Source organism: Micromonospora sp. WMMD961 (genome assembly GCF_029626145.1).
Taxonomy (GTDB): Bacteria; Actinomycetota; Actinomycetes; order Mycobacteriales; family Micromonosporaceae; genus Micromonospora.
In genome coordinates this window covers 3,122,736-3,136,627 of record NZ_JARUBJ010000002.1, presented here as the reverse complement: position 1 = coordinate 3,136,627, position 13,892 = coordinate 3,122,736, and the positions used below count along the sequence as shown (strand labels likewise).

2 protein-coding genes and 1 pseudogene are annotated in these 13,892 nt (G+C 74.0%); all 3 read right to left on the bottom strand.

Features of this window, described 5'->3' with window-relative positions; all coding sequences use genetic code 11:
• Positions 1-18 precede the first annotated feature (18 nt).
• The 3 genes and pseudogenes from O7614_RS14420 to O7614_RS14410 all read right to left on the bottom strand — a co-directional run bounded on the left by O7614_RS14420 (position 19) and on the right by O7614_RS14410 (position 13,889).
• Positions 19-774, bottom strand: coding sequence for an alpha/beta fold hydrolase (locus tag O7614_RS14420; protein WP_278138958.1), 756 nt, complete (start codon positions 772-774; stop codon positions 19-21).
• Between the two features lie 13 nt (positions 775-787).
• Positions 788-4,642, bottom strand: a pseudogene (locus O7614_RS14415) (alpha/beta fold hydrolase); the annotation flags it as partial.
• Positions 4,643-4,655: 13 nt separating this feature from the next.
• On the bottom strand, positions 4,656-13,889 hold the full coding sequence (locus O7614_RS14410) for a type I polyketide synthase (RefSeq protein ID WP_278138957.1): 9,234 nt from the start codon (positions 13,887-13,889) through the stop codon (positions 4,656-4,658).
• Positions 13,890-13,892: the final 3 nt, after the last annotated feature.

Here is a 13,892-nt window from a genome sequence, read left to right as displayed (position 1 = left end):
GTCAAGCCGGCGTCGTCGTCAGCCTGACGTCAGGCGATCCACAATGGTCTCCAGTATGTCCGTCTGGTGGTTGTTCAGGTAGAAGTGACCACCCCTATAAACTTTCATCGAGTAGGGGCCGGTGGTGTGCGTCCGCCAGGAATCGGCCTCGTCCACTGTCACCTTCGGGTCCGAGTCGCCGGTCAGGACCGTGATCGGGCAGGACAGCGGCGGACCGGGACGGTACACATAGGTCTCCGCCGCCTTGTAGTCGTTGCGGATCGCCCCGATGATCATCCGGATCAGCTCGTCGTCGTCGAGCAGTTTGCCCTCGGTGCCGTTGAGCCGGCGCATCTCCGCGATCAGGCCGTTGTCGCCCAGCTGGTGGATGTGCTCCTCACGGTGGCGCGACGGCGCGCGCCGCCCGGAGGCGAACAGGTGCTTCAGGACGATGCCGTCCTCCTCGAGGAGCCGGGCCACCTCGAAGGCGACCGAGGCACCCATGCTGTGGCCGAACAGGGCGATCGGACGGTCGGCGAGGGTGGCGACCTGCTCCGCGACCCGGGTGGCCAGGCCGTGGACGGTGTCGATGCACGGCTCGGCGCGACGGTCCTGCCGGCCGGGGTACTGCACCGCGAGCACCTCGACGCCGGTCAGGGCGCGCGAGACCGGGTGATAGTAACTGGCCGATCCACCGGCATGCGGCAGGCAGACCAGGCGCACCGGCGCGTCGGGCGCCGGGTGGAACCGGCGCAGCCACAGGCTGGTGTCGACGGTAGCTGTCGTGATCGTCATCGAAGTCTCCGTTTCACAGGGTCGTGGTCAGCCAGTCGTGCACTGTCTGGGCGGTGCGACCGACGTGGTCGCCGAGCATCGTGAAGTGGTTTCCGGTGGCGTCCGCCATCGTGTGCGGGTGCTGCCAGGTCGGCCGCCAGTCGCGGTCCTCCGGCACCGTGCCGAGCGGCTCCCCGGCGCGGACCAGCAGGGTCGGTGCGCTGCTGGGCAACGGCTCGAAGTCGCCGTAGTGGCGGATGTAGGACGCCCAGGCGAGGTACCGCTCGTCGGGCACCGCCGCGGCGTCCAGGTCCAGGCCGTCGAGCAGTTCGGGTATCCACCGGCCGAGCACCGCGTCGGCCGGGGGGTACGAGTCGAGCAGCACCACGGCGGCCGGTCCGACTCCCCCGGCCTCCAACTCGGCGGCGAGGGCGTTGGCGACCAGACCGCCGGCCGAGTGTCCGAGCAGGATGAACGGCTCGGCGCCGACGTCCTCGCGGATCGCCCGGACCTGGAGGCGCAACGCCGAGGCCAGGTCGGCGGGGGCCGGCTCGTCCGCCTGGTAACCGGGGTTGACCAGGGCGGACATCCGGTACCGGCCGCGTAGGGCGCCGGCCAGTCGGGCGTACTCCTGCGGACCGGCCATCAGCGAGGTGGTGCAGCACGCGATGATCCGCGGGCCGCCGCCCTCCTCGGCCAGGCGCGCCAGGGCGGGTACGGCCACGCGCCCCGCGTCCACGTCGTCGGCCGTGAAGCTCGGCCGGTACCCGGCCAGCCGCATCAGCAGCGTCGTGTACCCGTGCAGGTCGTCGTTCTGCCGCGCCTGCCGGAACAGCGCGTCCAGGGTGGCGGCCGGCAGGTCCGGCGTGGTCCCGGCCAGTTCCGCGATCAGGTGCCGGGCCAACCGGTCCGGGTCCTGGTGGACGAAGAGCAGACCGGGCGGCAGGGTCAGGCCGGTGGCGCTGTTGAGACGTAGCCGGATCTCCTGCCCGATCACCGAGTCGACGCCGAGTTCGAGGAAGTCCCGGCCGGGACGGATGGACTCGATGCCGGAGTAGCCGAGAACCTCGGCGGTCTCCAGCCGGATGAGGTCGCGGACCTCCTCGAACGTGGAGTCCCGGGACAGGACCGGCGCCGCCGACCCGGTGGGCGGCTGCTCGGCGGAGGGCGTCGCGGCCGGCATCGTGACCGGCTCCAGTGCCGGCCAGTAGTGCTGCCGCTGGAACGGGTAGGTGGGCAGGTCGACCCGCGCGGTGCCGGGCAGCAGCGCCGGCCAGTCCAGTCGTACGCCCCGGCAGTGCAGCCGGGCGAGCGCGGTGACCAGGGCTTCGACGTCGTCCCCGGCGCGGCGCTGGGCGGCGACGAACAGCGGGGCGGTGTCCTTGTCGGCGCCCTCGACGCAGTCGACGCCCAGCGGGGTGAGCACCGCGTCCGGGCCGATCTCCAGGTAGGCGCCGACGCCCCGCTCGTGCAGGGTCCGGATGCCGTCGGCGAAGCGGACGGTGGCGCGGATCTGGTCGACCCAGTAGTCCGCGTCGAACGCGGCGACGTCGCCGGTCACCGTGGAGATGACCGGAATGCGAGCGGGGGTATGGGTCAGCCCACCGACGATCTGGGCGAAGTCCGCGACCATCGGCGCCATCAGCGGCGAGTGCAGCGCGCGGTCCACGTCCAGCTTCCGGGTCTTGCCGAACCGCGCGACCACCTGCTCGACGGCCTCCGCCGCGCCGGCCACCACCACCGACTTCGGTCCGTTCACCGCGGCGACGGACGCCACCGCCTCGAATCCGGCGAGCGCCTCCCGGACCTCCGCCTCCGTCGCCCGGACCGCGACCATCACGCCACCGGGCGGGAGAGCCTGGGTGAGCCGGCCTCGCGCCGCGACGAGCGCCGCCGCGTCGGGCAGCGACAGCACTCCCGCCGCGTGCGCCGCCGCGATCTCGCCGCTGGAGTGGCCGATGAGCTGGTCCGGGACCACACCGAACGACGTGACCAGGCGGTACAGCGCGACCTCGACGGCGAACAGCGCCGCCTGGGCGTACTCGGTCCGGTCCAGGGCCGCCGCGTCGTCGAGGACGACCTCCCGGATCGGCCGGTGCAGGTGTACGTCGAGTTCGGCGCACGCCGCGTCGAACGCCTCGGCGAACACCGGGAAGGCGGCGTACAGGTCGCGGCCCATGCCGGCCCGCTGCGCGCCCGGGCCGGAGAAGACGAAGGCCACCTGCGGCCGGGTCGCCGCGAGGTCACCCGGGTCGGTACCGTCGGCGATCCGGGTCAGCGCCGCGGTCAGGGCGTCCATCTCGGTGCCGACCGCCGCCGCCCGGTACTCGAAGTGCGAGCGGGTGACGGCCAGCGACCCGGCCACGTCGGCCGGGTCCACGCCGGGGTGCTCGCGCAGGTACGCCAGGAGCTGCGCCGCTTGGGCGCGCAGCCCGGCGGGTTCGCGGGCCGACACCGGCCAGGTCAGGACGCCGTGGGTGGCACGGCTGCCCGGTGTGGCGATCCGGTTCTCCGCCTCCGCCGGTTGTTCGAGGATCACGTGGGCGTTGGTGCCGCTGACGCCGAACGAGGAGACCGCCGCGCGGCGGGGCCGCCCCTCGGCGGGCCACGGACGCGACGAGGTGAGCAGTTCGACGGCGCCCGCGGACCAGTCGACCTGCGGGGTGGGCCGGTCGACGTGCAGGGTGGCCGGCAGTACGCCGTGCCGCATCGCCTCGACCATCTTGATGATGCCGGTGACCCCGGCGGCGGCCTGGGTGTGGCCGATGTTCGACTTGATCGAGCCGAGCCACACCGGCCGGTCGGCGGGGCGGTCCTGACCGTAGGTGGCCAGCAGCGCCTGCGCCTCGATCGGGTCACCCAGCCGGGTGCCGGTGCCGTGCGCCTCCACCACGTCCACGTCGGCCACGGTGAGCCGCGCGTTGGCCAGCGCGGCCCGGATCACCCGCTGCTGGGCAGGGCCGTTCGGGGCGGTCAGGCCGCTGGACGCGCCGTCCTGGTTGACAGCGCTGCCGCGCAGCACGGCGAGCACCGGATGACCGTTGCGGCGGGCGTCGGAGAGCCGTTCCAGCAGCACCATCGCGGCGCCCTCGCCCCAGCCGGTGCCGTCGGCGGCGGCGGCGAACGACTTGCACCGGCCGTTGGCGGCGAGTCCACCCTGCTTGGAGAACTCGACGAAGACCGACGGGGTGGCCATCACCGCGACTCCACCGGCCAACGCCAGGTCGCACTCGCCGTCGCGCAGCGACTGGGCGGCCAGGTGGACAGCGACCAGCGACGACGAGCAGGCGGTGTCCACGGTCAGCGCCGGCCCCTCCAGACCGAACGTGTACGAGATCCGCCCGGAGACCACGCTGGCCGAGTTGCCGGTGCCGAGGTGCCCGTCGAAGCCCTGCGCCAGGGCGGCGACCAGCACACCGGTGTAGTCCTGGTTGTTGGTCCCGGCGAAGACCCCGGTACGGCTGCCCCGGGCGGTGGCCTTGTCGATCCCGGCCCGTTCGAAGGTCTCCCAGGCGATCTCCAGGAGCAGCCGCTGCTGCGGGTCCATGGCGATCGCCTCGCGCGGCGAGATGCCGAAGAAGCCCGGATCGAAGTCACCGGCGTCGTAGAGGAAGGCACCGGAACCGGCGGTGCTGAGCTCGGACAGCGCGGCCAGGTCCCAACCGCGGTCGGACGGGAACTCGCCGATCGTGTCCCGGCCCTCGGACACCAGGTCCCAGAGCTGTTCGGGGCCGCGGACACCACCGGGCAGCCGGCAGCCCGTCGAGACGATCGCTATCGGTTCGGGTGCGGGCGGGGCCGCCGGTGCCGCGACGCGTTGCTTCAGTCGCTTGTTGTCGGCGAGCGCCGCACGCAGCGCCGCCACCACCTCGTCGTAACTCGTGGCCATCGTCTACTCCCCGTCAGCTCTCGGTGCCGTCGAGGGCGAGGCGGACCAGCTCGCTGACGTCGAGCTCGGCCAGGTCCTCACCGTCGTCATCGGTGGCCGGCGGCGCGTCCGGCGCCTCCGGCCCGGTCTGTGCCAGGCCGAGCAGGGTGTCCAGCAGGCCGGCCGCACGCAGCCGTTCCATCGGGATCCGGGACAGGACCTGCCGGACCTGCTCCTCCTGCGGGTCACCGGCCGCCTCCGGCCCGGCCAACTGGTCGAGGACGTGCTCGGCCAGGACCAGCGGTGACGGGTAGTCGAAGATCAGCGTCGCGGGCAACGGCAGGCCGAGTTCGGCGGAGAGCGCGTTGCGCAGCTCGACCCCGGTCAGCGAGTCGAAGCCGAGTTCCAGGAAGCCGCGGTCGACGTCCACACCGCCGGGGGCGGTGTGCCCCAGCACCGTCGCGGCGTTCTTGCGGATCAGGTCGAGCACGACCCGCTCCCGCTCGGCCGCCGGCAGGCCGGTCAGGCTGCGGCGCAGGGCGTCGGCGTCGGCGGCGCTCTCGGCCCCCGGCGCACCGGCGGTGAGCGCGGCCCGCGCCTCGTCGATCTCGTCCAGCAGCCGACCGGAGCGGACCGCCTGGAACGGCAGCGCGAAGCGCGCCCAGTCGACGTCGGCGACGGCGAGCGCCACCTCGCGGTCGTCGATGGCGGCGGCAAGCGCCTCGATCGCCGACTCCGGGTTCATCACGGGCAGGCCGCGACGGCGCAACTGCTCCTGGGCCGGCCCCTCGGCCATTCCACCGTCGCCCCAGGGGCCCCAGGCCACCGCGGTACCGGCGAGGCCGCGACCACGCCGCGCCTCGGCGAGGGCGTCGAGGTACGCGTTCGCGGCCGCGTAGGCGCCCTGCCCGCCGCTGCCCCAGATCCCGGCGATGGAGGAGAAGAGCACGAACGCGTCGAGCGGCCGTTCCCCGAGCAGCGCGTCCAGGTGCACCGCGCCGGCGATCTTGGCGCGGACCACGGCGGCGAACTCGTCCAGGTCGGTGTCCCGCAGCGATCCGGGTGTGCCGATACCGGCGGCGTGCACCACAGCGGTCAGCGGCAGGCCGGCGGGGACGCGGTCGAGCACGCCGGCCAGCGCGTCCCGGTCGGCGACGTCGCAGGCCTCGACGGTGACCCGGGCGCCGAGAGCGGTCAGCTCGCCGGTCAGGTCGGCCACCCCGGGCGCGTCGGCGCCCCGGCGGCTGAGCAGGAGCAGGTGCTCGGCTCCCCGCTCGGCGAGCAGCCGGGCGACCCGCCCGCCCAGCGCACCGGTGCCACCGGTGACCAGGACTGTGCCGTGTGGACGCCACTGCGGGCCCGGTGTGCTGCCGCGGGGGTGGCGGACCAGGCGACGGCCGAAGATCGCCGAGGCGCGGATCGCCACCTGGTCCTCGCCGCCACCGGCACCGGCCCCGGCCAGCACGGCGCAGAGCCGCGAACCGGCGCGGTCGTCGAGCAGCGGCGGCAGGTCGACCAGACCGGCCCACAGCCGTGGCTGCTCCAGGGCGGCGACCCGGCCCAGACCCCAGACCTGCGCCTGGGCGGGCGCGGCGACCCGCTCCGAGCCACCGATCGCGACAGCCCCACGGGTCACGCTCCACACCGCAGCGGTGGCGCCGAGCTGGTCGAGGGCCTGCACCAGGATCACCGTGCCGGCGACGCCCCTGGTCAGGATCGGGTGCGTGCGGTGCGGGTCCTCGTCGAGGGCGAGCAGGGACAGGATGCCGTGCACCGGGCCGTACTCGTCGAGGGCCGCGCCGATCCGCGCGGCGGTGCCGGCGCGGGTCAGGTCCGTCGGCGTGAGCGTGACCGTTCCGGTCGCCGCGCCGTGCTTGCGCAGCACGGCGGCGAGGTCGGCGGTGGGCTGGTCGGGGGTGCCGACCAGCAGCCAGGTGCCGGTCAGGGTGGGCGTACCGGTCGAGGACAGCGGCCGCCACCGTACGCCGTAGCGCCACCCGTCGATCGTCGAGCTGCGCCGGGCCTGTCGCCGCCAGTCGGAGAGTGCCCGCACTACCGCCGGGAGGGTGGCGTCCGGCGGCAGGGCCAGTTCGGCGCCGATGCCGGCGAGGTCGGCGCGTTCGATGCGGTCCCACAGGTGCTCGTCGTCGGAGCCGGTGGGTGCGGCCCAGGAGACCGCCCCCGGCCAGTAGTGCTGCCGCTGGAAGGCGTAGGTGGGCAGGTCGACCCGCCGCGCCCCGGGGTGCACGGCGACCCAGTCCACCGCGACGCCCCGGACGTGGAGCTGGGCGAGCCCGGCGCGCAGCGCGGTGGGCTGGTCCCGGTCGGATCGTTGCAGCGGTACGAACACCGCGTCCGTCACACAGTCCGCGCCCATCGCCGACAACACGCCGTCCGGGCCGATCTCCACGAACGTGGTGACGCCCAGCCCCTCCAGGGTGGTGATGCCGTCGGCGAAGCGGACCGCCTCCCGCACGTGCCGCACCCAGTAGGCCGCGTCCTGCGTCTCGGCGATCCGCCCCGTCACGTTGGAGATGACCGGAATCCGGGGCGGCGCGTACGCCAACTGCGCGGCGACCGACGCGAACTCGGCCAGCATCGGCTCCATCAGCGCCGAGTGGAACGCGTGGCTGACGGTCAGCGCCTTGGACTTGTCGAAGTGGGCGGCGACGGCGGCCACCGCGTCGGCGGCACCGGACAGCACCACCGAGCGGGGGCCGTTGACGGCCGCGACGGACACCCCGTCGACCAGCAGCGGCAGCACCTCGGCCTCGGTGGCCCGTACCGCGACCATCACCCCACCGGCGGGTAGCGCCTGCATCAGCCGGCCGCGCGCGGTGACCAGCTTCGCCGCGTCGGCGAGGGTCAACACACCGGCGACGTGGGCGGCGGCGATCTCCCCGATCGAGTGGCCGACCAGGTAGTCGGGGGTGACGCCCACCAGGCGGTAAAGCGCGACCTCGACCGCGAACAAGGCGGCCTGGGTGTAGACCGTCTGGTCCAGCTCGTCGCCGTCGGCGATCACCGCGCGCAGCGGCCGGTCCAGGTGGAGATCCAACTCGGCGCAGGCGGCGTCGAACGCCTCGGCGAACACCGGGTAGGTGGCGGCCAGCTCCAAACCCATGCCCGTCCGCTGCGAACCCTGACCGGAGAACACCAACGCCGTCCTGCCCCGCACCACCGCCCCGGTGATCGGACCCGGTGCTCCGGCGGCCAGCGCCGCCAGCTCGGCGCGGCCGGACACCGCGGCCCGGTGCCGGTGCTGGGTACGGGTGGTGGCGAGGGAGAACCCGACGTCGTAGGGGTCCAGCCCCGGGTGTTCGTCCAAGTGGCCGAGCAGCCGCCCGGCCTGGTCCCGAAGCCCCTCCTCGGTACGCGAGCTGAGCAGCCACGTGCACGGCCGCTGCGGGTTCGGGGCGGGGGCCGGCGCTGCCGGGACCGGGTCGCCCTCCAGCACGACGTGGGCGTTGGTGCCGCTGATGCCGAACGACGACACGGCGGCCCGGCGCGGTCCGACGCCCTCCCACGGCAGGGACCGGTCGAGCAGGGCGACCGCTCCGGACTCCCAGTCCACCTCGGCGCTCGGTCGGTCCACGTGCAGTGTTCGGGGCAGCACCCCGTACCGCATCGCCTGGATCACCTTGATCACCCCGGCGACACCGGCGGCAGCCTGGGTGTGGCCGATGTTCGACTTGATCGAGCCGAGCCGCAGCGGGCGGTCCGCCGGTCGGTGCTGCCCGTAGGTGGCGAGCAGGGCCTGGGCCTCTATCGGGTCGCCGAGTCGGGTGCCGGTGCCGTGCGCCTCGACCAGGTCCACGTCGGAGGGTCGCAGGCCGGCGTCGGTGAGGGCGGCCCGGATGACCCGCTGCTGGGCGGGCCCGTTCGGGGCGGTCAGCCCGTTCGACGCGCCGTCCTGGTTGATCGCGCTGCCGCGTACGGTGGCGAGGATCTGGTGGCCGGCGGCCAGCGCCGCGGATCGGCGCTCGAGCAGCAGCATGCCCGCGCCCTCGCCCCAGCCGGTGCCGTCGGCGTCGTCGGCGAACGCCTTGCAGCGGCCGTCGGCGGCGAGCCCGCGTTGGCGGCTGAACTCGACGAACCGGCCCGGGGTGGCCATCACCGTGACGCCGCCGGCGAGGGCCTGCCGGCACTCGCCGCGACGTAGCGACTGGGCGGCGAGGTGCAGCGCGACGAGCGACGACGAGCAGGCGGTGTCGATGGTGACGGCCGGTCCTTCCAGGCCGAGCGCGTAGGAGATCCGGCCGGAGGCGACGCTGCCGGCGTTGCCGGTCATGGTGTGCCCCTCGACGCCCTCGGTGGAGCCGTAGAGCAGCGCGCCGTAGTCCTGGCCGTTGGAGCCGACGAAGACGCCGACCTGGTCGCCGCGGGCGGTCGACGGGTCGATGCCGGCGTGCTCGAACGCCTCCCAGGCGGTCTCCAGCAGGAGCCGTTGCTGCGGGTCCATGGCCAGGGCCTCGCGGGGCGAGATGCCGAAGAACTCGCTGTCGAACGCGGCGGCGCCGTAGAGGAAGCCGCCCTCGCGGACGTAGCTGGTGCCGGAGTTGTCCGGGTCGGCGTCGTAGACGCTGTCCACGTCCCAGCCACGGTCGGCGGGGAACGTGGAGATCGCGTCCACCTCGTCGCGGACGAGCTGCCACAACTGGTCGGGGTTGTCCGCGCCGCCGGGGAAGCGACACGACATGCCCACCACGACGATCGGGTCGTCCTGGTCGGCGGCACCGGTGGGGACGTCCGGGTCGGCGGTGCCGGCGGGGACGTCGCGGCCGGCATCCCCGTCGGCACCGAGGAGACCGCTGAGGTGGGTGCCGAGGGCGAGGGCGCTCGGATGGTCGAAGATCAGGGTGGCGGGTAGCCGCAGGCCGGTGGCGGCGGCGAGCGCGTTGCGCAGCTCGACAGCGGTGAGCGAGTCGAAGCCGAGGTCGCGGAAGGCGCGCTCCGGTTCGACGCTGTCCGCGCCGGAGTGGCCGAGGACCGCGGCGGCGTGCCCACGGACCAGGTCGACCAGCGCGATGCCACGGTCGCGGGCGGTCATCGACAGCAGCTGCCGGGTCAGGTCGCCGGACGGGTCGGTGCCGGCGGTCGCGGCGGCTTCCGGGATGGTGGCGAGGCTCGGGTTGGGGCGTACCGCTGTGAAGCCGGGAGCGAACCGCTCCCAGTCGACGTCGGTCAGGGCCAGCACCGGCTCACCGCCGCCGATCGCGTCGGCGAGGCCGGTGAGCGCCAGCTCCGGGTCCATCGCGCCCAGGCCGCCTCGGCTGAGTCGCTCCCGACGCACGGCCTCCTCGGCGAGGCCACCGTCGCCCCAGCGACCCCAGGCGATCGAGGTCGCGGGTAGACCGTCGGCGGCCCGCTGCTCGGCGAGGGCGTCGAGGTACGCGTTGGCGGCGGCGTAGGCGGCCTGTCCCGCGTTGCCGAGGGTGCCGGCGAACGAGGAGAACAACACGAACGCGCTCAGGTCCCGGTCCCGGGTGAGGTCGTGCAGGTGCTGGGCGGCGGTGGCCTTCGGGGCCAGGACCCGCTCGACGCGGTACCGGTCGAGGCTGCCCAGCGTGCCGTCGTCCAGGACTGCGGCGGTGTGGAAGACCGAGGTCAGGTCCGCCAGGCCGTCGACGACCGTGCGCAGGGCGTCCCGGTCGGCGATGTCGCAGGCGGCGATCGTCACCTGGACGCCGGCCTGCTCCAGTTCGGCGCGCAGGTCGTCGGCGCCGGGGGCGTCCGGGCCACGCCGGCTGACCAGCACCAGGTGCTCGACGCCGTTGCGGGCCAGCCAGCGGGCCGTGTGCGCGCCGATCGCACCGGTGCCGCCGGTGACCAGCGCGGTGCCCGACGGCGACCAGTCGGTTGTGCCGCTCTGCGGGGCGCGGGTCAGCCTGCGGGTGTAGAGGCCCGAGGCGCGGACGGCGAACTGGTCCTCGTCGTCGCCGCCGGTGAGTGCCGCGACGAGCCGGGCGGCCGAGCGGGGGTCGGGCTCGGCCGGCAGGTCGACCAGGCCACCCCAGCGGTGCGGCTCTTCGAGCGCGACGACCCGGCCGAAGCCCCAGAGCGCCGCCTGGGTGGGTGCCGGGGCGGCGTCGGATCGGCCGACCCGGACACCGGACCGGGTGGCGAGCCAGAGCGGGGCGGTTACGCCCGTGTCGGCGAGCCCGTGCAGCAGCGTGGACGCGTCGTGCACCGCGTCGGCGGCGTCGGTGGCGGGCAGCGACAGCAGGGACAGCACCCCGTCGACCGGTGTCGTTCCGATGTGGGCGGCCACCGCGTCGACGACGGTGGTCCGGTCGACCGGGCCCGGTGCGAAGCTCACCGGTACGGTCCGGGCACCGGCCTGCCGGAGGGCGTCCTCGGCGGCGTCCGACCAGGGTTCGCCGGTGGGGCGCAGCACCAGCCAGGTGCCGGTGGCCGTGGTCTCGGCCGGGGTGGTCCGGCTCTGCCAGGTGATCCGGTACCGCCAGTCGTCGAGGATGTGGTGCTGGCGGGCGCGGCGACGCCAGGCGGTCAGCGCGGGCAGCAGCTCGGTGCCGTCGCCGGTGATGCCCAGCGGGGTGAGGTCGCCGTTCTCGACGGCCCGCCAGAACTCACTGTCCACCGGGTCGGCCAGGCTCGCCGCAGCGCCGGGGGTGGGCCAGTAACGCTGGTGCTGGAACGCGTAGGTGGGCAGGTCCACGACCCGGGTCGTCGGGATGACCGTGTGCCAGTCGACGGGTGCGCCGAGCACCCACGCCTCGGCCACCGACCGCACGAATCGCTCGGGGCCGCCCTCGTCACGGCGCAGCGTACCGACGGTGGTGGCCTCGATCGCGCCGGTGAGCACCGGGTGGGCGCTGACCTCGATGAAGATCCGGTGCCCGGCCGCCTGCGCGGCCTCGACAGCGAGGTCCAACCGCACCGGCTGCCGCAGGTTGCGGTACCAGTACCCGGCGTCCATTGCCCCGCCGTCCTCGACGGTCGAGAACACCGGCACCGACCCCGGCATCGGTTGCACCCCGTCGAGCAGACGGGCCAGTTCCGCCTGCACCGGCTCGACCAGCGCGCAGTGCGACGCGTAGTCGACCTTCACCCGCCTGGCCCGCACCCCCGCCGCCTCCGCGGCCATGAGGAACGCGTCCAGGTCGGCACCCGCCACCGCGACACTGGTCGGACCGTTGACCACCGCGACACTCACACCCTCGGTCAGCAACGGGGTCACCACGTCCAGACCGGCGCTCACCGACACCATCCCACCGGTGCCCGACAACGCGAGCAGCGCCTTGCTCCGCAACGCGACCACCTTCGCCGCGTCACCGAGCGACAACACCCCGGCCACACACGCCGCCGCGATCTCCCCCTGCGAATGACCGATCACCGCATCAGGGATCACCCCCTTGGCCTTCCACACCTCGGCCAACGCGACGTGCACCGCCCACAACACCGGCTGCACCACATCCACCCGCTCCAACGGGTCATCCGAGCGCAACACGTCCAACAGGTTCCAGTCCACCAACGGCGCCAGAGCCGCCGCACACTCCGCGATCCGGGACGCGAACACCGGCTCCGCATCCAACAGCCCCACCGCCATGCCGACCCACTGCGAACCCTGGCCGGGAAAGACGAACACCACACCCGCGTCCGGGTGGGCCGTACCGGACACGACCGAACTCGACGGCAGGCCGTCGCTGAGGGCGGACAGCCCGACGGCATGATCCGGGCCGAGCACGACCGCCCGGTGGCTCAGCACCGACCGGGTGGACAGCAGCGAGTACGCCACCGCCGCCGGGTCCGCCGTCACCCGGGACAGGCGCTCGGCCTGCCCGCGCAGCGCCTCCGGCGCTGCCGCCGACAGCAGCCACGGCACATTCGGCTCGGTGACGACCGGCGAGTCGACCGGCGCGGCAGGCGGCTCCTCGATGATCACGTGAGCGTTCGTGCCGGACACCCCGAACGACGACACCCCCGCCCGGCGCGGACGCTCCCCCGCCGCCCACGGGCGCGGCGACGTGAGCAGTTCCACCGCACCCGCCGACCAGTCCACCTGCGGCGTCGGCTCGTCCACGTGCAGCGTCCGGGGCAACGTCTCGTGCCGCAGCGCCTCGACGACCTTGATGATCCCGGCGACACCGGCGGCGGCCTGGGTGTGCCCGATGTTCGACTTCACCGACCCCAGCCACAGTGGCCGGTCGGCGGGCCGGTCCTGGCCGTAGGTGGCCAGCACCGCCTGCGCCTCGATCGGGTCGCCCAGCGTGGTGCCGGTGCCGTGTGCCTCCACCACGTCGACGTCGGCCGCCGACAGTCGGGCGTCGACCAACGCGGCCTGGATCACCCGCTGCTGCGACGGCCCGTTCGGGGCGGTCAACCCGTTCGACGCACCGTCCTGGTTGACCGCGCTGCCGCGCACCACGGCGAGCACCCGGTGACCGTTGCGGACCGCGTCGGAGAGCCGCTCCACCAGCAGCACGCCCGCGCCCTCGGCGAAGCCGGTCCCGTCGGCCGCACCGGCGAACGCCTTGCAGCGGCCGTCGGCCGCCAGACCACGCTGACGGGAGAAGCCGACGAACAGCGACGGGGTGGCCATCACTGTCACACCGCCGGCCAGCGCGAGGGAGCACTCACCGGCCCGCAGCGCCTGCGCCGCCAGGTGCAGCGCGACGAGCGACGACGAGCAGGCCGTGTCGACGGTGACCGCCGGCCCTTCCAGACCCAGCGCGTACGACACCCGACCGGAGATGACAGCGCCCGCGTTACCGGTGGCGAGGTAACCCTCCAGGCCCTCGGACGCACCCATCAGGATCGCCGAGTAGTCCGAACCGTTGGTGCCGGCGAACACGCCGGTCCGCGACCCGGACAGCGACGCCGGGTCGATGCCGGCCCGCTCGATCGCCTCCCAGGACACCTCCAGCAGGAGGCGCTGCGCCGGGTCCATGGCGAGGGCCTCGCGAGGGTTGATCCCGAAGAAGCCGGCGTCGAAGTCGCCCGCCCCGCTCAGGAACCCGCCCTCGGCGGCGTACGACGTCCCGGGGTTGTCCGGGTCGGGGTCGTACAGCGCCTCGGTGTCCCAGCCCCGGTCGGACGGGAACGGCGTGATGCCGTCCCCGTCCCCGGCGACCAGGTTCCACAGCGACTCCGGGGAGTCCACGCCACCGGGGAACCGGCAGCCCACGCCGATGATCGCGATCGGCTCGTCGGCGCGTACCTCCAGGTGCCGGATACGCTCCTGGGCGGTCTCCAGGTCGGCGGTGACCCGCTTGAGGAAGTAGCGCAACCGCTCTTCGTTGGCCATCGG